At 34.2% G+C, this 24404-nt stretch carries 21 protein-coding genes and 2 tRNA genes; 14 read left to right on the forward strand and 9 right to left on the reverse strand.

The features are described from left to right. The first annotated feature begins 43 nt into the window (after positions 1 to 43). Together OOL01_RS00625 and OOL01_RS00630 are read left to right on the forward strand one after the other, a co-directional pair. Positions 44 to 128, forward strand: a tRNA-Ser gene (locus OOL01_RS00625). 170 nt (positions 129 to 298) lie between these two features. Further along, positions 299 to 1303 carry an NAD(P)/FAD-dependent oxidoreductase gene (locus OOL01_RS00630; protein ID WP_264686881.1) on the forward strand — a complete coding sequence of 335 codons (1005 nt, stop codon included), beginning with the start codon at positions 299 to 301 and terminating at the stop codon, positions 1301 to 1303. A gap of 682 nt (positions 1304 to 1985) precedes the next feature. Here the strand turns inward: OOL01_RS00630 and OOL01_RS00635 are convergent. After that, positions 1986 to 2339: a TrbC/VirB2 family protein gene (locus OOL01_RS00635; RefSeq protein ID WP_264686882.1), complete on the reverse strand. Its 354-nt coding sequence runs from the start codon at positions 2337 to 2339 to the stop codon at positions 1986 to 1988. Positions 2340 to 2467: 128 nt separating this feature from the next. Between OOL01_RS00635 and OOL01_RS00640 the strand changes: the two genes are divergently transcribed. From OOL01_RS00640 to OOL01_RS00655, 4 genes are all read left to right on the forward strand, one after another. Beyond that, on the forward strand, positions 2468 to 3283 hold the full coding sequence (locus OOL01_RS00640; RefSeq protein ID WP_007302309.1) for a YihY/virulence factor BrkB family protein: 816 nt from the start codon (positions 2468 to 2470) through the stop codon (positions 3281 to 3283). Continuing rightward, a complete protein-coding gene (locus OOL01_RS00645; protein WP_007302308.1) occupies positions 3270 to 4034 on the forward strand; it encodes an SDR family oxidoreductase in 765 nt (254 codons plus the stop codon). Before OOL01_RS00640 ends, OOL01_RS00645 begins: the two co-directional genes overlap by 14 nt. A 437-nt stretch (positions 4035 to 4471) precedes the next feature. Further along, positions 4472 to 7759: a carbamoyl-phosphate synthase large subunit gene (gene carB / locus OOL01_RS00650; protein WP_264686883.1), complete on the forward strand. Its 3288-nt coding sequence runs from the start codon at positions 4472 to 4474 to the stop codon at positions 7757 to 7759. Between the two features lie 271 nt (positions 7760 to 8030). Then, entirely contained in the window at positions 8031 to 8378 is a 348-nt protein-coding gene (locus tag OOL01_RS00655) for a diacylglycerol kinase (protein WP_064085518.1), read from the forward strand. Between the two features lie 6 nt (positions 8379 to 8384). On the opposite strand, the gene OOL01_RS00660 is transcribed toward OOL01_RS00655, so the two are convergent. The 3 genes from OOL01_RS00660 to OOL01_RS00670 are packed head-to-tail and all read right to left on the reverse strand — an operon-like array spanning position 8385 to position 13216. After that, complete coding sequence (locus OOL01_RS00660; protein ID WP_395460862.1) at positions 8385 to 9338, reverse strand: RluA family pseudouridine synthase; 954 nt, start codon at positions 9336 to 9338, stop codon at positions 8385 to 8387. Continuing rightward, complete coding sequence (locus OOL01_RS00665; protein WP_264682486.1) at positions 9338 to 11146, reverse strand: coiled-coil domain-containing protein; 1809 nt, start codon at positions 11144 to 11146, stop codon at positions 9338 to 9340. The genes OOL01_RS00660 and OOL01_RS00665 overlap by 1 nt, the downstream gene beginning before the upstream one ends. A 45-nt stretch (positions 11147 to 11191) precedes the next feature. After that, a complete protein-coding gene (locus tag OOL01_RS00670; RefSeq protein ID WP_064085515.1) occupies positions 11192 to 13216 on the reverse strand; it encodes a ComEC/Rec2 family competence protein in 2025 nt (674 codons plus the stop codon). A 96-nt stretch (positions 13217 to 13312) separates the two neighbouring features. Here OOL01_RS00670 and OOL01_RS00675 point away from each other — a divergent pair. The 3 genes from OOL01_RS00675 (at position 13313) to OOL01_RS00685 (ending at position 14426) form a co-directional block, all read left to right on the forward strand. Further along, positions 13313 to 13389: transfer RNA gene (locus OOL01_RS00675), tRNA-Met, on the forward strand. A 364-nt stretch (positions 13390 to 13753) separates the two neighbouring features. Next, complete coding sequence (locus tag OOL01_RS00680; RefSeq protein ID WP_264375198.1) at positions 13754 to 14017, forward strand: hypothetical protein; 264 nt, start codon at positions 13754 to 13756, stop codon at positions 14015 to 14017. 13 nt (positions 14018 to 14030) lie between these two features. Continuing rightward, entirely contained in the window at positions 14031 to 14426 is a 396-nt protein-coding gene (locus OOL01_RS00685) for a hypothetical protein (RefSeq protein WP_264686884.1), read from the forward strand. A gap of 25 nt (positions 14427 to 14451) precedes the next feature. Here the strand turns inward: OOL01_RS00685 and tmk are convergent, their stop codons facing one another. Continuing rightward, on the reverse strand, positions 14452 to 15045 hold the full coding sequence (gene tmk / locus OOL01_RS00690) for a dTMP kinase (RefSeq protein ID WP_010403811.1): 594 nt from the start codon (positions 15043 to 15045) through the stop codon (positions 14452 to 14454). A 102-nt stretch (positions 15046 to 15147) separates the two neighbouring features. Between tmk and OOL01_RS00695 the strand changes: the two genes are divergently transcribed. The 3 genes from OOL01_RS00695 to OOL01_RS00705 all read left to right on the forward strand — a co-directional run bounded on the left by OOL01_RS00695 (position 15148) and on the right by OOL01_RS00705 (position 18697). Then, complete coding sequence (locus tag OOL01_RS00695; RefSeq protein WP_064085908.1) at positions 15148 to 15720, forward strand: thioredoxin family protein; 573 nt, start codon at positions 15148 to 15150, stop codon at positions 15718 to 15720. Between the two features lie 5 nt (positions 15721 to 15725). Further along, positions 15726 to 17444: a monovalent cation:proton antiporter-2 (CPA2) family protein gene (locus OOL01_RS00700; protein WP_264336465.1), complete on the forward strand. Its 1719-nt coding sequence runs from the start codon at positions 15726 to 15728 to the stop codon at positions 17442 to 17444. 92 nt (positions 17445 to 17536) lie between these two features. Continuing rightward, positions 17537 to 18697: an aspartate kinase gene (locus OOL01_RS00705; protein ID WP_264686885.1), complete on the forward strand. Its 1161-nt coding sequence runs from the start codon at positions 17537 to 17539 to the stop codon at positions 18695 to 18697. Positions 18698 to 18712: 15 nt separating this feature from the next. On the opposite strand, the gene recF is transcribed toward OOL01_RS00705, so the two are convergent. Both recF and bcp read right to left on the reverse strand, forming a co-directional pair. Then, positions 18713 to 19792 carry a DNA replication/repair protein RecF gene (gene recF / locus OOL01_RS00710; RefSeq protein ID WP_007302298.1) on the reverse strand — a complete coding sequence of 360 codons (1080 nt, stop codon included), beginning with the start codon at positions 19790 to 19792 and terminating at the stop codon, positions 18713 to 18715. Between the two features lie 8 nt (positions 19793 to 19800). After that, the gene (gene bcp / locus OOL01_RS00715; protein WP_264686886.1) at positions 19801 to 20268 is read right to left on the reverse strand and encodes a thioredoxin-dependent thiol peroxidase; all 468 of its coding nucleotides are present in this window, start codon (positions 20266 to 20268) and stop codon (positions 19801 to 19803) included. 63 nt (positions 20269 to 20331) lie between these two features. Between bcp and gshB the strand changes: the two genes are divergently transcribed. Further along, positions 20332 to 21258, forward strand: coding sequence for a glutathione synthase (gene gshB, locus OOL01_RS00720; protein WP_264686172.1), 927 nt, complete (start codon positions 20332 to 20334; stop codon positions 21256 to 21258). Here gshB and OOL01_RS00725 read toward each other — a convergent pair. Next, on the reverse strand, positions 21243 to 22265 hold the full coding sequence (locus tag OOL01_RS00725) for a UDP-N-acetylglucosamine--N-acetylmuramyl-(pentapeptide) pyrophosphoryl-undecaprenol N-acetylglucosamine transferase (protein WP_264687273.1): 1023 nt from the start codon (positions 22263 to 22265) through the stop codon (positions 21243 to 21245). The genes gshB and OOL01_RS00725 overlap by 16 nt on opposite strands. A gap of 73 nt (positions 22266 to 22338) precedes the next feature. On the opposite strand from OOL01_RS00725, the gene OOL01_RS00730 reads away from it, so the two are divergent. Continuing rightward, positions 22339 to 22689, forward strand: a complete 351-nt coding sequence (locus OOL01_RS00730) for a hypothetical protein (protein ID WP_264686887.1) — start codon at positions 22339 to 22341, stop codon at positions 22687 to 22689. A gap of 1 nt (position 22690) precedes the next feature. Here the strand turns inward: OOL01_RS00730 and lpdA are convergent, their stop codons facing one another. Further along, positions 22691 to 24076 carry a dihydrolipoyl dehydrogenase gene (gene lpdA, locus OOL01_RS00735; protein ID WP_264686888.1) on the reverse strand — a complete coding sequence of 462 codons (1386 nt, stop codon included), beginning with the start codon at positions 24074 to 24076 and terminating at the stop codon, positions 22691 to 22693. Between the last annotated feature and the right edge of the window lie 328 nt (positions 24077 to 24404).

A 24404-nucleotide genomic window follows, 5' to 3' on the forward strand; every position in this document is an offset into this window, starting at 1 on the left:
TTTATAGATTGCTTGAAATTAAATATTGTGGTAAAAAAGAGGTGGACGGATGGCCGAGCGGTTTAAGGCACCAGTCTTGAAAACTGACGTACGGAAACGTACCATGGGTTCGAATCCCATTCCGTCCGCACTTACTTCTCAGATTTAAAATGTTAGTTAATTTTTAGAGCTTATTTAGATGATTCGTAACGCTGTAAATCTTATCTAATCTAGCCACATCTTTTAAAAATAAATCCCTTTGTAAATTGACCTTGTTAGCAAAGAAAGCTAATATCTATAAATAGATCACCATCTGAATATGGAAACCGATATCGTAATAATAGGTGCAGGGCCTGTTGGAATATTTACTGCTTTTCAAGCGGGAATGTTTGATATGAGATGTCATGTAATAGATGTTTTGGATCAAGCAGGAGGACAATGCACAGCTCTTTACTCAGAAAAGCCAATATATGATATACCTGGTTATCCTGTAATTACTGCCCAAAAATTAATTGAGCGACTAATGGAGCAAGCTTCACCGTTTGAGCCTGTTTACCATTTAAGTCAAAAAGTGGAAAAGATTTCAAATAACGAAGGTGAAAACTTTACTATCATAACGAACATAGGTACAGAGGTAAAATGCAAAGCCGTTATCATTGCTGCAGGTAACGGAATGTTTGAACCTAACCGTCCACCCTTAAGTGGTATATTAGAATATGAAAATAAATCTGTATTTTATAATGTAAATAAAATTTCTGATTTTCAGGACAAAACTATAGTCATTGCAGGGGGGGGGGATTCTGCGGCTGATTGGACTGTAGAACTTTCTAAAGTTGCAAAGAAAATTTATGTGATACATAGGAGAAAGGAATTTCGCTGCACTCCTGAAACTAGAAATAAATTAGAATCACTTGAAAATAATGGAAAGATAGAACTGGTAGTGCCATATCAATTACACGAACTAGCAGGAGGTAATGGGCAATTGAGCGCAGTGATAGTAAAAAACATTGCCTCTAAGGAAGAAAAAGAAATATCCGCTGATTTTCTGCTGCCATTTTTTGGATTGTCAATGAATCTTGGGCCAATAAACAGTTGGGGTATAGAGTTAGAACATGGCCGCATAACTGTCGACCCAGCTACACTTAGAACCAGTAGAGATAGAATATATGCAATCGGAGATATAGCTACTTATCCAGGCAAACTAAAATTGATACTAAATGGCTTTGCTGAGAGCGCCATGGCTTGTTATCACATATACAAAGTAATTCACAATTCTCCAGTTAATTTTCAATATTCAACTTCAAAGGGAATTCATCGAAATTAAAGAGTAAAGAGATCCATGAACCTGCATGCAGTTATCTCAAGCATAAGGGAATACAAACGAAAAAGATTACTTTACAAATTCCCCTAACTCCCTTGCCATGATAATAAGAGTATTTATCCTTATTTTTGACCTGCAGGCTCAATCAAAAAATCAGTAAAAAACTCAAATATTTATTGGCAAATTACATAAAAATTATAGCGGCTTTTTAAATTTTTTCTACATTAAGCCAAATCACGCTTGTTAGCACATTATCAATTTAAATTATTAAAACTCGTTACACGGGGACTTTTTTGCTTTTTTTTGCTTGGTAAATTTTTTAATATTTGTAGCTAAAGTAATTTTCGAGAGGTGTTATGTAAGTAGCTGACATACAGCTGTACGAGCATTCATTTTTGAAAGTAAATTGCGTAGCAAATGGTGTCATTCAAGTAGCTGACGCTGGGATCCATCTCTTAATACAGCCTCATCAAAAATGTTGTGTTTTAACATAAAATTAACTGCTTCTATGCTCATAAACTTAATATCCAATCAAATTTCCTGGATCCCAGTGTCACGCACTGGAATGACAAGGGAGGGACTACTCGAATAACACCTTTATGGTGGCTTAAGTCACAAGTTCGTGCAATGATGGTGCTCCTTAAAGAAGCACCATTTTGCTAATGTTTTGAAGCTTTAATGCTTATTATGCGCATGTATTTGTTGTTGCATTCCATGTTGTACCATCAGGGCAAGCAGTTGCACCATTTTTACAAATCACACCACCTGGTACTATTTTTGAAACAACTACAGGTGCACCAAAAAACACAGCAGTAAATGCACCAAGTGCAAAAAGCGCTGGCCATGGCATTCTGCCAAATATTGCCAGCAAAGCTGCACCTATTATCACTATTGTAATCATAGGCCCGCCTATACCGTGAGTATAGCCTACTATTTTGCATATTGTATTGGTTGTTGCATCATCAGTAACAGCAGCAGCAAAAGCATTATCAAATGCAAAGGAAAGAATTAAAGCTACAAGTAGAAGAAAATTTTTCATTATGCCTCCGTATTTAAGGCTGGATTATCTATCATTTTGATTAAATTTAAGTAAACGGTGAGGATTTTTTGCTTAAAAGTATGCTTTATTTCATTTAGAATACTTTTCTTAGTTTATTTATATTACAAGTGCTACAGAAATTTTATAGTATCGTTTATTGCCTTTATCGTGCTTTAATTGACACAATTTATAATGATGGAGTGGAGCATGCAGGGTATCTATCATTTTTAATCCTGTTATCAATATTTCCTTTTCTTATTGTTTTAATAGCCATGGCATCAACGTTCGCAAATTTCTTAGATCAATACAATGTCGGCTGGGCATTTATTATTGATAACATGCCACAGGATATTTTATCATCTTTGATGCCACGTATTAGGGAGATAATATCAGGCCCTCCGCAAAGCTTATTAACCTTGGCAATTGTAGGCGCTGTTTGGACTGCCTCATCGACAATTGAAGGATTTAGAACGATATTGAATAAGGCCTATAAAGTTCCGGTTTCATCGCCTTATATATGGAGAAGGGTGCTCAGTATATTACAATTTTTAGTAATTACGCTTGTTACAACTCTGACTATAGTATTTTTTACATTAGTGCCAATGTTAATTGATTTTTCTTACCAAGGGCTAAGTTATACTAGATATTTACTTATTGAGTTTGTGCTTTTTACTATAGTATCTTGGCTATATTTTACATTGCCAAACATAAAGCAAAACTTATCAGACGTATTTCCCGGATCTTGTGTGGCTGTTATTCTTTGGACGATCTCTGCTTCAGCTTTCAAGCAATATTTAAAAGCTTCCTTTGATCAACTGAATTTGATATATGGAAGTTTAGGTGGTGTGGTAGTATCGTTACTATTTTTTTATGTGCTAAGTTTGATTTTTATATATGGAGCAAAATTTAATTTTCAGCTAAAATATTTCAATGGATCTTGCTAAGGAGAAAGAAATGGGTAAGTTAGAAGGTAAAGTAGCTTTAATTACCGGGGCTTCAGGTGGAATAGGCTCTGCTGTTGCAAAAAGGTTTGTAAGAGAAGGTGCATGTGTGATTCTGATTTCAAGGTTTATCGATCACCTCAAGCCACTGTATAATGAAATTGAAGAGCTTAAAGAAGGCTATGTGAAACTAATTCAGCTTGATCTTTTAGACTTTGAAAACGTAGAAAAACTGGCAAATATGATAGAAAGCCCAAAATTATCAGAATCTGGCACACTTGATATACTGATTACATGCACTGAAATTTTATGTAAGTTGAGCCCTGTTCACGATTGTGAGCTTGAAGATCTACAGAAGGTAATGAATACAAATTTTACTGCCAGTTGGTACTTGCTAAAAAATTTGGGTCCGATACTAAAAAAGTCTAATGCTGGAAGAGCGATATTCATGACCTCAAAGATAACACTTTCTCCTTCCTCTTATCCATATTGGATGCCATATGCTGCAAGTAAAGTTGCACTAGAAGCAATGGTGAAGATATATGCATCTGAGACAAAACATACGAATTTGTGCATAAATGCCGTGTATTCGGAAGAGCCTATCGATAGTGAAATGTATAAGCAAGCATTTCCGGGAAAAGATATATCTGAATTGGTGCCACCTGATAAACTGACAGACAAATTTGTGGAACTTGCTTCTGAAGATTGTAGCATATCAGGACAAATCTTACCACTTAGCAAATCTCCCGAGTAAATTACCATAGTATCTGCAAAGATACCGTTAAGCCCACAACTGTATGAACATTGTGATTTGAGTCCACTAGGAAGGATGTCATCCCAGTGCCTCTATGGTGTCATTCCAGTGTTTGACACTGGAATCTAGTCTTTATTGTGCGGCCACTTATTTAAAGTTAAGTTTTCTGGATCCCATACTGGGATGACACCTCTGGGCACTGCCGTCATAAAGGAACCAGTGTCAGCTACTTGAATGACATCATTTGCTGTGCAATTTACCTTCAAAAATGAATGTTTGTACAGCTGTGTGTCAAGCACTGGAATCTGCCACGCAAATTGCAATGTTCGTACAGTTATGCGTCAAGCCTAAAAGTAGTTAGCTAATAGGTTTAATAAAAATTCACATATACAGGAAAGATTGGTAACATTACTTGAATAGAGATCGTTATTGTAATTATGCCAAAACGCACAGATATAGAATCTATATTAGTAATAGGAGCAGGCCCAATAGTTATAGGTCAGGCATGCGAGTTTGATTATTCTGGAACGCAAAGCTGTAAAGTATTAAAAAGTGAAGGTTATAAAGTCATTTTGGTTAACTCCAACCCCGCAACTATAATGACAGATCCTGAATTCTCTGATGCAACTTATATTGAGCCGGTACTACCTGAAATCATAGAAAAAATTATAATTAAGGAGAGGCCAGACGCAATATTACCAACAATGGGAGGGCAAACAGCACTTAATTGTGCAATAAAACTTGCAGATGATGGAGTGTTAGACAAATACAACGTAGAATTAATAGGGGTAAATAGAGAAGCAATAAAAAAAGCGGAAGATAGAGAATTATTTCGCCAATCCATGGATAAAATAGGGCTAAAATACCCCAAAAGTATCATTATAAAAAATCAAGAACAAATAAAAAAGGCTTTGGATTACATTGGATTACCAGCAATCATCCGTTCATCATTCACTCTTGGTGGCGCAGGTAGTGGCATAGCATACAATAAAGAGGAGTTTTTCAATATCACAGAAAGTGCTCTAAAAATTTCACCAATAAATGAAGTTCAGATAGATGAATCAATTATCGGCTGGAAGGAATATGAAATGGAAGTTATCCGTGACTGCAAGGATAACTGTATAATAGTGTGTTCAATAGAAAATGTTGATCCAATGGGAGTGCACACCGGAGATAGTATCACAGTTGCTCCTGCTTTGACTCTGCGTGATGCTGAATATCAACAAATGAGAAATGCATCTATAGCAGTGCTGAGGGAAATTGATGTTAGTGCCGGTGGTGCAAATGTTCAGTTTGCAGTGAATCCTAAAGAAGATGGAAGCCTCGTTGTAATTGAAATGAATCCAAGGGTTTCTCGCTCTTCTGCACTTGCCTCAAAAGCAACAGGCTATCCTATTGCAAAAGTTGTCACTAAACTTGCTATTGGCTATTCGCTCGATGAAATACGTAACGACTGTGCTCCAATAATACCAGCAGCATTCGAACCAGTGATTGATTATATCGTCACTAAAATTCCTCGATTTGAGTTTGAGAAATTTAAGGGGACAAATTGTGAATTATCAACCTCCATGAAATCAGTGGGAGAAGTGATGTCAATCGGCCGTACTTTTAATGAGTCACTGCAGAAAGCTTTTCGCTCACTTGAAACAGGGCTCACGGGACTTGATGAAGTGTTTTCTGAAGACACAGATATTAAATCTCAGTTAGCAAAATTGCTGCCAAACAGATTACTGATTGCTGCTGACGCAATGCGCCACGGAATTAGCATAGAAGAAATAAATTCGATTACAGGTTATGATTTATGGTTTTTGCAAAATATACAGCAAATTATATTAGCTGAACAAAAAATCAAGGAAAACGGCCTTCCTGAAACTGCATATGAAATATTAGAGCTGAAAAAAATGGGCTTCTCAGATGCAAGGCTCGCAAAGTTAAGTAATAGACCTACCTCTGTCATCCCAGCTGGGATCCAAGAAAAAAATAGGTGGATTCCAGTGTCACGCACTGGAATGACATCAGAGCAAATTGAAGCAATGAGGAAAAAATTTGGTGTTAATCCAGTTTATAAACGTGTAGATACCTGTGCAGCTGAATTTGAATCGAGCACTGCTTATATGTATGGATGTTATGAGGGAGACATTACAAACAGGACAGAATGCGAAGCGGACATTTCTGACCGAGAAAAGGTTGTCATTTTAGGAAGTGGTCCAAATCGCATTGGTCAAGGTATTGAGTTTGATTATGCATGCGTTCATGCAGTTTCTGCCACCAAAGAAATGGGATACGAAACAATAATGATTAACTGCAATCCCGAAACCGTTTCAACTGATTATGATACCGCTGATCGTTTATATTTTGCACCACTCATTGCAGAGGATGTGCTTGAAATACTAAGTAAAGAGCAAGAAAATGGCACACTAGTTGGTGTAATAGTTCAAATAGGTGGTCAAACGCCTTTAAAATTAGCCAAAGTGCTGAACGAAAGAGGTTTTAATATCTTGGGTACATCTTTTGATTCTATTGACCTTGCAGAAGATCGCATGAGATTTAAAAATCTTGCTTTGCAACTTAATTTAAAACAACCTGAAAATTCTATCTGTCATTCAGTGGAAGAAGCGTTAATCAACGCAGAAAAGGTGGGGTTTCCATTAGTAGTGAGGCCATCCTATGTCCTTGGTGGTCAGTCTATGTCAATTTTGCATGATATTGATAGCTTCAAAGAGTACGTCCTGAATCACACTAAAATCTTTGAGCATGGTTCGCTGCTTCTTGATAAATTTTTAGTCAATGCAGTTGAGGTTGACGTTGATGCTGTATGTGATGGGGAAAGAGTTTTCATTGCAGCGGTTATGGAGCATATTGAAGAAGCTGGTATCCACTCTGGCGATTCAACATGTTCAATACCGACAAATACATTGAGTGACGAAGTAATAAAAGAGATCGAGCTCCAAACTGAGAGAATAGCATTAGCATTAAAAGTGAAAGGTCTGATAAACATTCAGTTTGCTGTTCAAGAGAGTGATGTATACATACTTGAAGTGAATTTAAGGGCTAGCCGTACAGTTCCTTTTATTTCCAAAGTAATCAATATTCCTATTGCAAAGCTTGCCACTCAGGTTATTTTGGGTAAAAAATTGAATCAGGAAAACAAGCCTTTCAATCATTTTGCAGTTAAAGCTGCTGTTTTTCCATTTACGCGTTTTTCGGGAATTGACACTTTACTTGGTCCTGAAATGAAATCAACAGGAGAAGTGATGGGAATTGACTTATCTTTCGGAGCTGCACTTGCAAAAGTGCACATGGCTGCAGGATACAAGTTACCAACAGAAGGAACAGCTCTGGTTTCAGTAAAAGATGATGATAAAGAGTATATATTGCCTGTTGTACGAATGTTGAAAGAACTGAGTTTTGAAATATATGCCACCAAAGGCACAGCTTTGCATCTGAACAATAACGGCATTGCTGCAAAAGCTGTAAATAAAGTGAGAGAAGGCAGACCCCACATAGTTGATATGCTCAAAGATGGAAAAATAAATCTAGTAATCAATACTTCAAAAGGTGTGAAATCAGTCTCAGATAGCAAAGATATCAGGAGAACTGCTATTTTGCAAAATATAGCTTATAGCACCACAGCTTCTGGGAGTAAAGCGTTAGCGCTTGCAATTCAATATGTAAAGAATAGCAAATTGGAAGTGAAATCATTACAGCAGATACAAAATATTTAAATATCAAGACTATAATAAATTATTACTTATTTCAAAATGAGGATCGTGTAAGCTAAGGAGAGAGAAATTTAATTAAAGGATTTTTGTGTCAGTATCAATATATAACTGCCTTGAGCGTTTGTTGAAAGGCTTTGTACTAATTTTCTTGATTCAAACAATATGCTAGACTTTAACTTAAAAATCTTTGTAAGTGATCACGACTGAAAGGTGTTTTCATGCATTTTTTACCTGAGTGCAATAAGTGTAATTCATTGAGTTTCCAAAATTGATAATGAAGAAAAGCATTACTCGTCTAATAAAAGCAATTCAATACTCCTGTGAAGGAATAAAATCAGCTTTTGTATCAGAAGTTGCGTTCAGACAGGAGTTACTGCTTTTTATAATATGTGTTTCAACTTTGTTTGTTTTAGATGTAAGTAATTTAGAACGTGCAGTAATGGTAAGTAGCCTATTTTTGGTGTTAATTGTAGAAATTATTAACACTGCTTTTGAAACAATAATTGAGCGTATTTCCAGTGAACAACATATACTTTCAAAAAAAGTGAAAGATCTAGGTAGTGCAGCAGTTTTTCTCTCATTAATTAACTTCTTGATAACATGGATGATAATATTGATATGAATGTTGTTAAGATATATTTTCAAATTCACCGATTAAGACTTGCATGTCTTGTGGTAAATCAGAAACAAATTCTATATATTCTTTACTTTTTGGATGATATAAGCCTAGCGTGTGAGCATGTAGTGCCTGTCTATTGAAATTACGGATAAAGTCAGAGTTTTTAGCATGTTTTTCACTTTTACTACTATTTTTTCCGTAAACTTGATCACCAACTACAGAATGTCCTATGTGGCTCATGTGTACTCGAATTTGGTGTGTTCTGCCTGTCTCTAAAGTACATTTAACCAGGCTTGCTTGCCCTATAATTTTCTTCACTGAATAATGAGTGATTGCTAATTTACCTGCTGTTTTTGTGACACACATCATTTCTTTATTACTGCGTTTTGGAGCAATATGGGTTTTTACTGTTCCTTGCAGATTAGGTAATGCTCCCCAAATTACTGCTAAGTATTCCCGTTTTATTTTACGATTTGATAGCAGTTCAGACAAGAAGCTGTGGGATTGTTCATTTTTTGCAATTACCATGAGTCCACTAGTATCTTTATCAAGCCTGTGAACAATTCCTGGTCTTGTATTTATATATGGAATTTTGCCAAGGTGAGCGATCACTGCATTCAGGAGTGTATCATTGTTTGTTCCAGCACCTGGGTGTACTGTTAATCTACTTTGTTTACTCAGAACTATAATGTCCCCATCTTCGTAGATGATATCAAGCTTTATATTATAGTTAGGTTCAATTGATGTGGATATGTCAGGTTGAACGAGATGTACTATATACTCTTCACCTGGTTTTACTATGTGGTCATTATTAATTATCGGCGTGCCAAGTAATGTTACCCGCTCATCTTGTATCAATCTTTGTGCTTTACTGCGTGATATGTTACACTTTTTAGCTATGTAAGTATCTAGCCTTAATTTTTTTTCGTCACTATTAACATTTAAGGTTATATCTATGGTCACTACCCTGCGCAAGCTACTTTGAATGCTGCATGAACATCTGGATTCACAAAATCAACTTTTGTACTAGGTTGAATTTGAAGGCCGTCTTGTTTTTTAATATGGCAAATTGTTTGAGAGCCATCTTTCCAGTAAATTATTATTTTATTATCAAAATCCCGTAGCGTTAACTCCCTCTTTTCTTCTTTTTTATCTTTTTCTTCTAGCTTAATAGACTCTAATAAATAATATAGAAAGTCACTTGCTTTGCCGTTAACTTTTTTTCTCCATTCATCCATTTTTTCTTGTTCAGATAATTCTTTTTCCAATTTTGCATTTTCTTGCTCCAGCTCTTTCATCCTTTTTTTTGATTTTAATAATCTATGTTTTTCTATTGCTTTTTTCTCTTCATCTCGCTGTTTTTCAAGAGAAGTAGCAGTAATACTGCCTTCACTGCTATTAGGTTCATTTGATTGAGTCTGTTTATTCTTTAATTCTGCTAGCTCATCTTTTACTTTTTTTAGTTCTTCTTCTAATTCGTTCTTTATCTTTTCCGCTTCTTCTTTTTGTTTTTCCAATGTATCTATGAACTCACGATCATCGCTAATTGTTCTTTCTCCAGATTGAAAAAAGCCAACTAATCTGCTTGGTTCAAATCGCTCAACCTTATCTTCAGCGATTTTAATAGTATTCTCTAAACTAGAAAAAATGCTTTCAATTTTTAGTGAATTTGTTCTTTTTGCCAGCTCTTTAGCTTCGCTTAAAATGACCATCATTTCCTTACGCAACTTATCTAAATCTTTTTTGATGTCTCCTCTAATTCCTTGTAGATGAACAAGTGTTTCTTGAATTTCATCATTTGCAGGTTTTAGAAGTTTGCTATCAAGTAGATCTTTAGCTTCATCTAAACGCTTATCAAATGAGTCAACAATTTTATCTGTAAAATTAGTCAAGTGCTTATCTAGTAATTTTATTAATCGAGATATTGGATCATTTTCTTCCTCATCTTTTGTCTTTTTTTCCATTACCGATACAAAACCACCTCTTCTGCATGGAAAGAGAATATCTAAATTATTAAATTTTTTAACAATATTATGATTATTGTTTATCTCATTGGTTTTTAGCTTGCTGAATGTTATACATATTCCAACGATAGCAATGATACTAGCCAGTACAACTGGAACCCATTCCAAAGCCTGAATATTGGCAAAGCTCAATCTATTTTGTATTAACGCACCAACTATAATTACAGCACTAATTACATATGGTATGGTAAGAAAAATGGCCTTATTTTTATTCTCTTGTATTTGATTATCTAATATTTTTTTCTGATTTTCAGAAATTGGCAAAACTATTGAAAAGTTTGCTTTTTTGGAATCTATAAGACTTAAATTTGGTTTTATCTCTATTTTCAGAGCATTTTCAGCAATTTCACTCATCTCGTTGTCTTTGCCACCTCTAATTTTATTATTTATTAATTCCTCTATCAACTTTTCTCCTTCTTTTATCTCCTGCTTATGCATATATCTCATAGCAGAAGAGGCTACAAAAGTTGTTAAAAGAATAATAGAAACCAAAGTGTAAATTGGCATGAATGTTGGGTTAAAAATATCTGTAATAAACCTTAGATCATTATGGGTTATTATTATTGCAGCTACATAAGCCAAAGAAAATTGAAGCCAAATATTTACAATCGCTATGGGTAGAGTGTTACTTACAGAATATTTCTTTGTTGCACGCCATAACCTAGGAAAAAAACCAATAGCATCATCTATTTTGGCAAAATTATGATCTACTTTAACATTGAAAGGATTTGTTGTATCTAAAGGCATAAATTTCCTTGCATCCTAATTAAGTAATTATATATAAATGATACTTTAAAAACAAGTTTTTGGCTTATGCCAAGGACGATTAGAACGGACTTTGCTAACCTTTATGCCACTATTTGCTAGCCAAACAGAGTGTGTGCCATATGCCTCTAAGTCAGAGTATTTGATGATTTTAGTATTGCAAGCTGGATAGTTAAACTTGCTTAACTGAATTACTAGATCGACATTGTTACAATTTTCTAAAATATCTTCTCTTTTATGAGCTAGCAACACTGACTTATTATTTCCTTTATTATATGTACAGTCATAATCATTACATTTTAGCCTTTTGTTTGAATTACTGAATTTAGTATGATTCACAATTTGATTCTGCCCGTTTTGCTTTGCCCACGTTTTGACAACAAAATTTCTGTTTTTTCTAGTAAGGGAATATAGTAAATTGTCATCTTCTTTTACAGCAAGATTATCAGCACTGACTAGAATGTCAGGAGTTGTATACATAGCGCTAGAGAAAATACCTAGCACAATAAAGAAAATTCCAAAGAAACGCCAATTCCTTTCCCACAAGCATAACCATAATAGCCCAAGCGTTATTATAATAATTAATGAGGCAGGAAAAGTGCGAATAGGAATAACCAAATACTGAAGACTGGCAATTGCGTTTGTTATATATAAAACGCTGTCAATTGGGCGTTCCATGAGAGGCGTTATAATCCACTGAGTACCTAAAGGAATCAATAAAACATATATTATTCCAAGTGGAATAATAATGAGTGTAACTATTGGTATAGCAATCAAATTTGTGATAATGCCACTGATTGAAAAATAGTTAAAATTGTATATTGTATACGGAACAGTTGCTAAACTTGCTATTATTGAGCTGATCATTATCGACACAAAATATTTTATTATTTTTATTTTGAATAACTTATTAGCATTGATCTGATAGCTGGCAACTAGTGCCAAAACAGCAGAAAATGACATTTGAAAACCTGGCTTTAAGATTGCTTCTGGCTCCACTATGAGTATCACCGAAGCAGCAAACGCAATTGCTATTAATCCTCGATATTTCCTTTCTATGATTATTGCAACAAGTACCAAGATCACCATGATGTAGGCACGCTGAGCAGAAATTTGCATACCGGTAATCAACAAATAAAAGGTAGTTGGCAAGATAGTAAAGAATGCAGATATTTTTTTAGTGTTATATTTAAGAGTCAAAGTTTCAGATATTGCAAATAAATTACGGAATACTATAAAAAATAGACCAGCAACAAACGATAAATGTAAACCAGATATAGCGAATAAATGTGCTATACCTGAATCTCGTATCGCATTCATAGTTTTTTGATCTATCCCGTCTTTTTTGCCAATTAATAATGCAGAGATTATGTCCGCGTGTGGCTTTTTGGTATTTTGCTGTAGGTTTTCATAGATATATTGACGGAAAGATTCTATATACTCTTGAAATTTTCTTGCTTCAGCCTTTTTGTACAGGACTATTTTGCTTGTTGCAAAGCCTGTTGCACTTATTTTCTGATAATATGCTATTCTTGCAAAATCATATGCATATTCCGAAGGCGCAATTTTTGGAGGAAAGAGTTTTGCTGATAATTTTACTTGATCCCCTATTTTAATGCCTTCTTCCGCTTTGGTTTTAACTGATATTCTGATGTTATCCAGCTTGAACTTCGTGTTTTTTATTTCATAAAGCAAAAATTGTTTATATGAGCCCCTATCGTTAATATCCTTCACTGTAGCAACAATATCTTTCACATACCTTTCCTTATCAAGAATGTGAGTATTAACTGAATCTGTTCTGAATTTGCTGGCTGTAAATCCTATGAGCACTGCAATTAAAGAAATGCATAATATTGCGTATTTCCTGTATAATATTGCAATCAGAATTAGTATAGGTGAAAGCAAGAGAAAAATAGATATAGTGAAAGCACAGCTTGGTTCAAAATTTAATGAGAAATAGGTTAAAATTCCTGCACACTGAAAAACAGGGAACCACAATATCAAGTTATATTTTTCATTGCACAGATTGTTATGTATATAATTTACTATCATGTTAAGAAAGGTTAATAGATATATAAATATATGTAATAGTGTGATTTTATTCTTTTATTTATTATTATTACGCATATAATAATAAATAAGCAACGACGCGGGATGGAGCAGCTCGGTAGCTCGTCAGGCTCATAACCTGAAGGTCGTAGGTTCAAATCCTACTCCCGCAACCATCTTTCAATTGTACAAACATCGCGATTTCTCTTATTATAATAGCAATGGTATTTCTGACTCAAAGCTTGTTTTTGACCTGTAGGCTCAATCGCAACATTCAGTAAAAAACTTAAGGTATTTATTGGTGAATTACATTAAATTATAGTGGCTGCATGTCTTTTTTATTTTTTCTACATTTAGCCAAATCACGCTTGTTAGTACATTATCAATTTAAATTATTAAAACTCGCTATTCGGGACTTCTTTTGCCTTTTTTCTATTTGGTTGGATGATTTTATAAATTAATTAAAATATTCATAATATTGATTTCTTATCACAACAATGCTATTATTAAGCTAATATTACTTTTAGTGAGGTATGAGCAATGGTTGATGTGGCTTTTATTGGCGTAAATACGGTTATTGATAACGGATACAGAAGAAAAATAAAACTCGTTATGTCAGGGTTATTTTTAGCTGTATCAGCAGCAACTGCTATCTGGTTTATCTTTCCTGGATCGCAAAATGTACTTGCTCCATTCTTGCTTCCAGCTATATTCCTTCTCTTGACTCTGTCTATGGGATATTATACGTTTCTTTTTGGTTGTGAGAAAAAATCTGTAGTAGAAAATGTTCTAGGTATCTGCTGAGTCAGTTAAGAGAGTGCGTTGCCAAGACGAGATCGAATCTTTGCTAGCAAAAACAAGAGATATCACAAAAAATAAGTTTTGTAACATACTGATTAATCTTTGTTTTGAGGATCGTATCAAAGCGCACAAACTTGCTTTATATGTAAGAGAAATTGATAGCGTTGCATCCTCGATAAAAGACGAGGATCTGTTAAATCACTTTGATCAATTTTTTACCATAACTGAAGTAAGCAATAAGAATAGTAGAAATGAGCTAATTAATCGCGCAAGAATATATAGAACAATAAGTGAAAAACCTAAAAATGAAATACAAAGTTTTTTAGCTAATCAAAAAGAGAGTCTTTCGTATGAAATAACGTCACCTAAAATTGATAATTTTTTACCACAGGTTAATGCAGTAACTGTTTAGGTTAGCAAAAGTTCAATACGTATAGCTAAGTCTTTGCAATATCAATAATTTCATTGTGTACATGATTATCACTTTTTTTTTCAATTCCAGTAATAACATTACATCTATTAGATTCTTTTATAGCTATTTCTTGAAATCCTTTTCGAATTTTATGATAGAAATCAATGCTCATTTCTTCATACTTATTTTTATCCTTTGCTCTGCTGAGTCCAACTTGAACATCAATATCTAAAATAAATGTGATATCTGGATATTTAATTTCCACTAATTTGTGTAAGTCTCTTATTAGACTCAAGTCAACACCTAGTCCATACCCTTGATACGCAATAGTTGAATCGATAAATCGATCACAAATAACTGTCTTTCCCTCTTTAAGAGCTGGCAATATTAATTTTTTCATATGTTCGTGCCTCATCGAGATAAGCAGCAAGAGTTCAGAAATAGGATCAATATTATCCTTAAGTAGTAATCCTCTTATTTTTTCTGCAAAATCAGTACCACCTGGTTCTCTAGTCAATACGACATTATTTTCACCGTGAATTTGCTTGAAATAATTTGCAAGTAACTCAGACTGTGTTGTTTTACCAGAACCATCTATTCCTTCGAAGGTTATGAACATAAATTTTATAATTACAATGCTAAATGCAAGCAGTGTACATAGAAACCATTTGACATTTAAGCAATAAGATCATAAATTATGGTATACAATTCTCTATGAGCTATGGTTACGCTAGACACTCCTAAGATAGATTTAGACTTTACTGCAAAGAATTTCAATCTCCTGGGAGTGGATAACAAATATTATACATTAAGTGACTGCTATGGGGAAAATGGTCTCATTGTAATGTTTATATGCAATCACTGTCCTTACGTTCAATCAATTATTAGCAATCTAGTAAGCGATGTTAATTTGTTGAAAAAAGATTATCAGGTAAACACCGTTGCAATCATGCCAAATGATGTAAATGAGTACCCAGAAGACTCCTTTGAAAACATGATTAATTTTGCCAAGGAAAATCAGTTTACATTTCCATATTTGATTGACAATAACCAAGAAGTAGCTAAAGAGTATGGTGCTGTTTGTACCCCTGATTTTTTTGGCTTTAATTCCAAACTAGCCCTCTGCTATCGCGGGCGTTTTAACAACACAAAAAAAGAGAAAGTTCAAAATTACGAAGTAGGAAGTAGTGATTTATTTCAAGCCATGAAATTTATTGCAGAAACTAGCAATCCTCCAGTTGACCAAAAATCAAGCATTGGTTGTTCAATAAAATGGTCTAATTCTACAGGTTAAATATTATGCACAGCGGCTCTCAGCATTTGTTTGATATTATAATTTTACTCTCTGCTGCTGTGTTTATAGTCATAGCGTTTTGGAAAATGAATATTAGCCCAGTACTTGGTTACTTTGTTGCAGGTGCATTGATTGGTTCTCATGGATTTAATCTGATACATTCAGTTGAAGTAATGGATAACTTTGCAGAGTTTGGCGTAGTTTTCCTATTGTTCATTATAGGTCTTGAATTGACATTTGAACGCCTTATCGCTATGCGTAGGCATGTGTTTGGGTTTGGTTCCCTTCAAGTTATAGTTACCATGATAGCAATATGGTGCATTGCTCTTGCCTTTGGAGTAAATACAAACATGGCAGCAGTTATTGGTGGTGGACTTGCACTATCCTCAACAGCAATAGTGTTGCAGGTTCTGCAAGAAAAGGGTTCTCAAGCAAGCCAAGTTGGTAGATTGTCAATAGCAGTGCTACTAATGCAGGACTTTGCAGTGGTACCTCTAATAGTACTAGTGCCCCTGCTTACTGGCAATTCTGAACACAGCTTAATAAGCTCGTTGGCAGGCTCATTAGTGCAAGCAGCTATTGCATTGGTGTTGATATTTGTAACTGGTAGGTTATTACTGAGGCCATTGTTTTCGGTTATTGCCAAAATGGAGAGTAATGAAATCTTTATATCAACAACACTTCTGATAATATTAGGATCAGCATTTATTACTGAACAATTTCATTTATCAATGGCATTAGGCGCATTTGTTGCTGGGTTACTAGTTGCAGAAACAGAACACAGGAATTCGGTAGAACATGCAGTATTGCCATTTAAAGACTTATTTCTTGGTTTATTCTTTATGACTGTTGGCATGTCTATTGATATTGACCTTTTACTCAATAAGTTACCACTCGTTACTTTATTATCAATTATCCTTATCGTTTTAAAGACGTCCATTATATATACATTGTGTAGATTTTTTGGATTTAGAAGTGCACCTGCAATACAAGCTGGATTACTGCTTGCACAAGGCGGTGAATTTGCATTTATTTTATTCCGTTTAGCAGATGAATTAGATGTACTATCAAGTGAAATCGCTCAAGTGCTTATGATGGTAACTACAGTAACTATGGCTTTTACTCCTCTTTTATCGGGAATTGGAGACTGGATAGCAAATTCATTTAGCACTGAAAAAATAATACTAGACGATGAAGCAATCGAAACAGACACACAAGACCTTTATAATCACGTAATAGTTGCTGGGTTTGGTAGAGTGGGATATATGGTAACAAAAATGCTTACTGCAGAGCATTTAAGTTATGTTATTGTAGATATTCAATCAAAAATAGTAAAAGAAGGAAAAAATGACAGTTTTCCTATATATCTTGGAGATGCTACAAGATATGAAATTTTAAAATCAGTAGGAATAGAAAGAGCTCAAGCTCTTGTGGTTTCGATAAAGAACGAAGTTACTATAAAGAAAATAGTTTCTCTAGTTGCAGCAAATTTTCCGCATGTAAATATTATAATACGTTTGCCAGATTTGAATAATGTGGAGGTTTATAAAGATCTAGGGGCTAGTAAAATTATTCCCGAAACATCTGAAATTGGATTGCAGCTAGGTGGAGCAGCATTAAGTTTAAGTGGAATTAGCGAAAGTGGAGTTACATCTTTAAAAGGTAAATTTAGAAAAGGCAACTACAGTATGTTAAAAGAACTTGGTAATGATAAAGATGAATAGCCCTATATCACTTTAATTAGTGACCAGAAAAAACACATTTAATTAAACAACTGTACTCTCTAGAAAGGTGAAAAATTGACCTTATTGTAACTATGAACAAAATAATCATAAAAAAATTTGGTGGGACTTCACTAACTGACTTAAATCGAGTTGCAAACCTGATAAAAAATGATATTGAGAAAGGTTGTAATGTAATCGCTGTTGTATCTGCTGCTGCAGGATTCACTGACCAAATGGCTTTTCAAGCTAGGCAAATTTCAAATTTAAATTGTAGACAAGAGTTATCAGAGTATGATGTTCTCCTTTCAGCAGGAGAACAGATCTCTTGCGCATTATTAGCTATCACTCTTCAATCTATCGGAGTTAATGCTAAATCATGGCTCGCCTGGCAGTTACCAATTGTAACGGATAATTTTTATTCTGAGTCTAAAATAAAAAAGATAAAAATTGACCATGTAAAAAGATCTTTTGCTGAGGGTTATACTGCTGCAATCATTGCTGGTTTTCAGGGTATACACGATGATAGAATCACTACTTTTGGTAGAGGAGGATCTGATATCTCAGCAATTGCCTTTGCTGTAGTCTTTGGTATTAGGACTTGTGAAATTTTTACTGATATTGACGGAATATATACAGCAGACCCAAAAATTGTTCCAAGGGCACGCAAGCTTAAATCTATCTCTTACAATGAAATATTGGAGATGTCGTCATCTGGTGCTAAAATATTGCATAATCGTTCAGTACAACTTGCAATGAAGCATAATATTAAGGTGCAGGTGTTATCCACTTTTGAGGAAGTAGAAGGCACTACAGTACTACACGAAAAAGATGTACTGGAAAGATACTTAATTACTGGAATAACTTATAGCACTCACGAAGCTCTTGTAACTTTTACTAACTTTGCAAATACTCTGGATACTTTAAGAGATATAGCAGGAGCAAACGTTAAAGTTGACATGATACATGGGTCAAGCTTTTTGATTTCTAAATTTGATGTTGATTTAATGAAAAAGTTATTGAACAAAAATGAAAATTATGTCGTAAACAATAATATAGCTAAAATTTCAATAATTGGTATTGGTGTTATGTCTAACACTGAAGTGATGTACCGCACACTCAAGGTTTTAAGCGAAAAAAAGATAGAAATACTTGCTGTCACAATGTCCGAAATCAAGATCAGTATAGTTGTTCAAAAAAAACACGCTGAGGCTTTAATTAGAGATTTACATACCGAATATGAGCTTGATGTATGACAGCACGCTTGAAATTTATTTACTTGATAATTCAAAAAACTTGAAAGAGCAAAGATAGTTATTGAAATTATCTTGATTTACATCGGTTATCCAAGTTTGACATTGAATGCTTAACACCTCCTCCATTAACACCTTTCTGTAATCTTTATCCAGATGCGACATTATATCGTCAAGCAGAAGAAGAGGTGCTTTATTGTAATGAATACACCTTGCTTTTACACTAGATAAGATGATAGAAAGCAGTAATAGCTTTTGCTCTCCAGTAGAACAAAGATTTATTGGCATGTCCCCTTTTTGGCAAAAAACCCAAAAATTATCATTATGTACAGAAAAGGTTACTCTACCAGTTAATGAGTCTTTTTCTCTGTTTTCCTTTAGACGATTCTGAAAATATTCTGCAGTATCGTTCAAAGTTAGCTGACTGCTAAATTTCAAACTTGCCTTTGGAAAAAACTCACAAGAATGGTTATCAATTGTGTCTTGTAATATCTTTAAAACAGATGATCGCATACGTAAAATATCAATTGCATTGGTAGCCATGACGTTTTCAAGACTAGAGAGCCAACTTTCGTCCAAAATATTCTCTCTAAGCAATTTACTTCGCTCATGCTTAGCTTTTCTATATTTCATGTAGCAATAGGTGTAATTTTCTTCAAATAGTGAAACTATACGGTCTAAAAATTTTAACCTGTCGCTTGGAGAATTAAGAAGAATATAGTCCATTTGTGGAATTAGCCATATTACATTAGATATTCTATACAAAGATGAGTAGCTTGACTGCGTTTTCCCATCAATTTGTATTAATTTCTTATTAAGATTCTTTCCTATACCAATTGAGTTAAGCTCTGCTCCATTGAAAAAATCATAATACACTACCCAACTTTCATTACTGCGCCTATTTTGCATCTCATTGATTTTTGCTTTTTTCATTCCGTTGCTTTTAGCAAGCAATGAGATTGCTTCAAGTATATTAGTTTTTCCAATACCATTTTTGCCAGTTACTACAACTGGTCTATCATCTAAATCCAGTTCAAAGTTTGAATGACTACGAAAGTTATATAATTTCAGTTTTTTTATATAGCAATGGGTAGTCATTCTTTAATTTATATTCTCCTTACTTCTTCTAGAACCTCATCAACATGTCCACTAACTTTTACGTTTTTCCAGATCTTCACTACTTTACCTTTTTTATCTATTAAAAAAGTAGTGCGCTCTATTCCCATATACTTTTTGCCAAACATGCTTTTTTCTACCCAAACACCATATTTTTCCAACATTTCAGCATTTTCATCAGAAACTAAAGAAAATGGCAAAGAATATTTTGCTTTGAAGTTAGCGTGGCACTTAACGCTATCTTTTGATACACCAATTATCACTGTGTCAAGAGAAGAGAAATTTTCTATTTTGTCTCTAAAGCCTTTTGCCTCCATTGTACAGCCCGGAGTATTGTCTTTAGGATAAAAATAAAGGACTACATTTTTTTTATCAAAAAATTCACTCAGCGATAAAATTTCGCCAGAATCTGTTGGCAAACTAAAATCAGGTGCATTATTTCCTACTGTTAATTCCATACTTTGCTCCATTATTAACACTTTTATGGTACTATAGTATATTGTAATAGGAAGGGAGGATAAATGAAAGTAGCTTTTCAAATGGATGAAAATATAAATTTTGAAACTGATACTACATTTGCATTAATAAAAGAAGCGCAGAGGAGAAAGCACGAAATTTTTGTCTATGTTCCTAATAATCTAGCACTCAAGTTAAATCAGTCAATTGCTCTTGCTCAGAAAGTCAGCGTTGATGATTTTGGTTTTACTTCTAAAGAAGATGTAACTATAGATTTGAATGAAATGGATATCATACTTATCAGGCAGGACCCACCTTTTGATATGCGGTACATTACAACAACCTATATCTTAGAAAAGACTACTGCGTTAGTAATAAATAATCCAACAGAAATAAGAAACTGTCCTGAAAAATTAATTACTTCACTATTTCCAGAGCTAATTCCTCCAACTTTGATCACTGAAAATATATCGATGATTAGAAATTTTTGTCACGACTATCAGGATATCATCTTGAAACCACTATATAGCTATGGAGGAAATGACGTAATAAGAATACAAGACCAAAATAGCATTCAAGTGGTAGTCGATCTCATGATTGCAAAATATGAATGTCCTGTAATTGCACAAGCATTTTGTAAAAAGATAAATACAGATAAAAGAATACTGCTACTGGATGGAAAGCCAATAGGAGTAATGAAGCGAGTTCCAAAGTCTAGCGGAGAAATCAGAACAAATATGAGGCTTGGAGCAAGTTTTGAATCTATTGAAATGAATGATAGAGACACTGAAATATGTAATAAAATCGGTCCTGAGCTAAAGAAAAGAGGGCTAATATTTGTTGGTATTGATATTATAGATGACTTCCTTCTTGAAATTAACACAACTTCGCCTACGGGAGTAGTTTATATCAATAAGTTGTATAGTAAATCACTAGAAAAAGAACTATGGGATGCATTTGAAGAAAAAGCAATTCGTCAACTAAGTTCTTGAGCTATTGCCTTAATAAATTCAGTAACTCCATTCCTTATTCTTGTTTTCTTAGTATTATTAGCCATATCACGCAATTTTTGACAATTTTGCAATAAATCAACTAGCAACTCTCCTAGATTCTTTTTCGCGTTACTATTTTGCTCAACCATTACAGCTGCTCCCGAATCTTCAATATGTTTTGCATTATAAAATTGATGGTTATCTTTTGAGTGAGGATAAGGAATATATACAGCAGGACGCTCAGCAAGAGTAATCTCTGCTATTGAAGTTGCCCCCGCTCTGCTAATTACCAAATGAGCATTGGCCAGTTTATTTTCCATATCATCGAAAAACTCACTTAACTCACAATCAATTCCTTCACTTTTGTATAGACTCTTGACCTTGTTTATATTTTTCTTCGTACATTGCTGCGTTACTCTAATCCTCTCTTTTACTTCAACAGGTAGATCACAAATTACGCTGCTCACTACATCATCAAAAAAATTTGCACCCTGACTGCCTGCTATTATTAACACGTTTAAAACTGTTTCAGCTCTAGAATAGCCTTGTGCTTCTATATCGACAAAATTTCCTGTAAAAACGCATTTACTACCTTCTGCATACTTAGTCTCTGGAAAGCTAGTTGCAATTAATTTTGCACTCTTGAAAAAGAATCTATTTACTCTCCCTAAAACTGTGTTTTGTTCATGTAAAACTATAGGTATAGAAAGAATCTTTGCTGCAAGAAGAGTTGGAAAAGAAGCGTAGCTACCAAAACCAATGATTAGCTTTGGTTTTAATTTTCTCGTTTGATACAGTGCTAATACACAACTATACATTAACAAAAAGAGAAACTTCAATTTGTTGCCACTTGGCTTGCACAATGGTAAAATATAACTTTCTATATTGATGGTTTTTTGATCAGTGAATAATATACAATTGTGCCCTTGTACCTTTAGTGCTTTTGCTAAGGTTATAGCTGGAAAAACATGCCCACCTGTACCGCCTGTTGCTAGAATAATATCCATCTGTAAATAGCAATTTGATAATAGATTATTAATCATTTTTTAATAATCTACATGTAAAATTTTATTAAGCTTTATGATAGTTGAGTTAAAAATGCCTGAAAGCAGCAACAGTAAAAACGTGAAAAACAAGCCTCAAGAGCAAAGCAGAAGCGGAGGTTTATTAAAAAACATAATAAAAGCTCTTTTTAACTCAGTTGTTGATCTACCTCAGCAAGAACAACTCAATAAAAATATTGATAGACAACAAGGTTTAGACAGTAAAAGAAAAAGCCCAGAGGATCTTAATCAGGAAAAAAAGCTTGAAGTGAAAGAAGCAGCTGAAGGGTTAAAAGAAAAGTTAGAAAAATCTGATATTGGTAATCAATCTATTAGAATTGAATCGCCTAATCAGGATAATTGTAGCTCTAAAACAATGAATCGTTAGCTTAACTATTTAACGATTCATCGTCTGCAGCAAGTACTGATTCGTGTATAATTTCCGAAATAGTTGGATGAGGAAAAATCGTAGATTTTATGTCGCAGTCTGTTCCCTCTAGTTGCTTTGCAAGAGCGAAATTGCTAATTAACTCTGTTACTTCCGCTCCTATCATGTGAGCTCCAAGAAGTTCGCCTGTTTTTTTGTCTATAATTGTTTTCACTAAACCTTCAGTTTCACTTAGTGCAATAGATTTACCATTAAAGTTGGAGTGAAATTTTCCTACTTTTATATCGTATCCACTTTTTATTGCCTGTTCCTCAGTAAGGCCAACGCTTGCTACTTGCGGATGAGAGTAAGTGCAATTTGGTATGCACTCTTTTTTTAACTTATGAGCATTTTTACCAGCAATTTTCTCAACACAGATTACAGCTTCATGACTTGCTTTATGCGCTAAACATGGGGGACCAGCTACATCACCTATTGCATACACACTTGATTCACTTGTTTCATACCACTCATTCGTTTCAATGAAACCAGAAGGACTCAACTTAATTTTTGTATTTTCTAAACCTATATTTTCAGTGTTTGCTTGAACGCCAACTGCAACAATTACTCTATCGAATTCTTTATTATCACCACTACTTAGCTGCACTTGAACAGAGTCTTTATTTTTAGTGAAAGTTTTTACACTATTGCTCGTATATATTTTTATTCCTTGTTTTGTAAATATCTCTTGTACTAAATTTGAAATGTCTTTATCTTCCAGCGGCAAAATAGTGTCTTTTACTTCTATAATTGTTACATCAACTCCCAAAGTACTATAAAAACTTGCAAATTCTATTCCTATCGCACCAGAACCTATGATTAGTAGCGATTTTGGTAACTTCTTTGGAGTCATAGCGTGCTGCGCATTCCATATTAAATCTCCATCCGCCTCTATTTCAGGTAGATTTCGCGCTCTAACACCTGTTGCTAAAATGATATGCTTAGAAGAAATTTCCTCCTCCTTCTTATCATTAAGAATTTTTACAACATAGTTACCTGCAAGTTTACCAAAGCCTTGATGAACTTTGATGTTATTTTTTTTCATCAAATACTCAACACCACTTGATAGCTTATCAACAACGTTCCTTGAATATTTCACTATTGATTGTATATCAAAACTTGTATCCTTTACTTTTATGCCAAATTCTTCTGATCTTCTTATTAATCTATAAACTTCAGACGCTCTAAGTAGCGATTTTGTTGGTATACATCCCCAATTTAAGCATATACCACCCAAATTTTCCTCCTTTTCAACAATTGCAGTTTTAAGTCCAAGCTGCGCCGCTCTAATTGTTGCTATATAACCACCAGGACCGCTGCCTATAACTGTAATATCATACTCATTCATCAGTTTTCTTCGTATGCAAAAGACTATATATAACAGATGGAACCCGTATGATCAATGCTCAGGTGCATAGAAGCGGCTTGACAAACCTTCCCACTTTTCTTCTTATATCAATAAGAGTATTTATCCTTATTTTTAATCTCCGCGGGTTTAACAACAAAACTCAGATATTTATTGGCAGATTACATAAAAATTATAGCGGCTACATGTTTTTTAAATTTTTTCTACTTCAGCCAAAACACGCTTGTTAGCACATTATCAATTTACATTATTAAAACTCGCTATATAGGGATTCTTTTGCCTTTTTTTACTTAGTAAATTTATTAATATT

Source organism: Wolbachia endosymbiont (group B) of Rhopobota naevana (assembly GCF_947250615.1).
Lineage (GTDB): Bacteria > Pseudomonadota > Alphaproteobacteria > Rickettsiales > Anaplasmataceae > Wolbachia.

Coding starts and splice junctions, on each gene's coding strand:
- OOL01_RS00645 (WP_007302308.1), top strand. CDS start 3,270: ATGGATCTTGCTAAGGAGAAAGAAATGGGTAAGTTAGAAGGTAAAGTA.
- OOL01_RS00700 (WP_264336465.1), top strand. CDS start 15,726: ATGCACAGCGGCTCTCAGCATTTGTTTGATATTATAATTTTACTCTCT.
- tmk (WP_010403811.1), bottom strand. CDS start 15,045: ATGTTCATAACCTTCGAAGGAATAGATGGTTCTGGTAAAACAACACAG.
- OOL01_RS00695 (WP_064085908.1), top strand. CDS start 15,148: ATGGTTACGCTAGACACTCCTAAGATAGATTTAGACTTTACTGCAAAG.
- bcp (WP_264686886.1), bottom strand. CDS start 20,268: ATGGAATTAACAGTAGGAAATAATGCACCTGATTTTAGTTTGCCAACA.
- OOL01_RS00725 (WP_264687273.1), bottom strand. CDS start 22,265: ATGGATATTATTCTAGCAACAGGCGGTACAGGTGGGCATGTTTTTCCA.
- gshB (WP_264686172.1), top strand. CDS start 20,332: ATGAAAGTAGCTTTTCAAATGGATGAAAATATAAATTTTGAAACTGAT.
- OOL01_RS00630 (WP_264686881.1), top strand. CDS start 299: ATGGAAACCGATATCGTAATAATAGGTGCAGGGCCTGTTGGAATATTT.
- OOL01_RS00635 (WP_264686882.1), bottom strand. CDS start 2,339: ATGAAAAATTTTCTTCTACTTGTAGCTTTAATTCTTTCCTTTGCATTT.
- recF (WP_007302298.1), bottom strand. CDS start 19,792: ATGACTACCCATTGCTATATAAAAAAACTGAAATTATATAACTTTCGT.
- OOL01_RS00680 (WP_264375198.1), top strand. CDS start 13,754: ATGGTTGATGTGGCTTTTATTGGCGTAAATACGGTTATTGATAACGGA.
- carB (WP_264686883.1), top strand. CDS start 4,472: ATGCCAAAACGCACAGATATAGAATCTATATTAGTAATAGGAGCAGGC.
- lpdA (WP_264686888.1), bottom strand. CDS start 24,076: ATGAATGAGTATGATATTACAGTTATAGGCAGCGGTCCTGGTGGTTAT.
- OOL01_RS00670 (WP_064085515.1), bottom strand. CDS start 13,216: ATGATAGTAAATTATATACATAACAATCTGTGCAATGAAAAATATAAC.
- OOL01_RS00655 (WP_064085518.1), top strand. CDS start 8,031: ATGAAGAAAAGCATTACTCGTCTAATAAAAGCAATTCAATACTCCTGT.
- OOL01_RS00730 (WP_264686887.1), top strand. CDS start 22,339: ATGATAGTTGAGTTAAAAATGCCTGAAAGCAGCAACAGTAAAAACGTG.
- OOL01_RS00665 (WP_264682486.1), bottom strand. CDS start 11,146: ATGCCTTTAGATACAACAAATCCTTTCAATGTTAAAGTAGATCATAAT.
- OOL01_RS00705 (WP_264686885.1), top strand. CDS start 17,537: ATGAACAAAATAATCATAAAAAAATTTGGTGGGACTTCACTAACTGAC.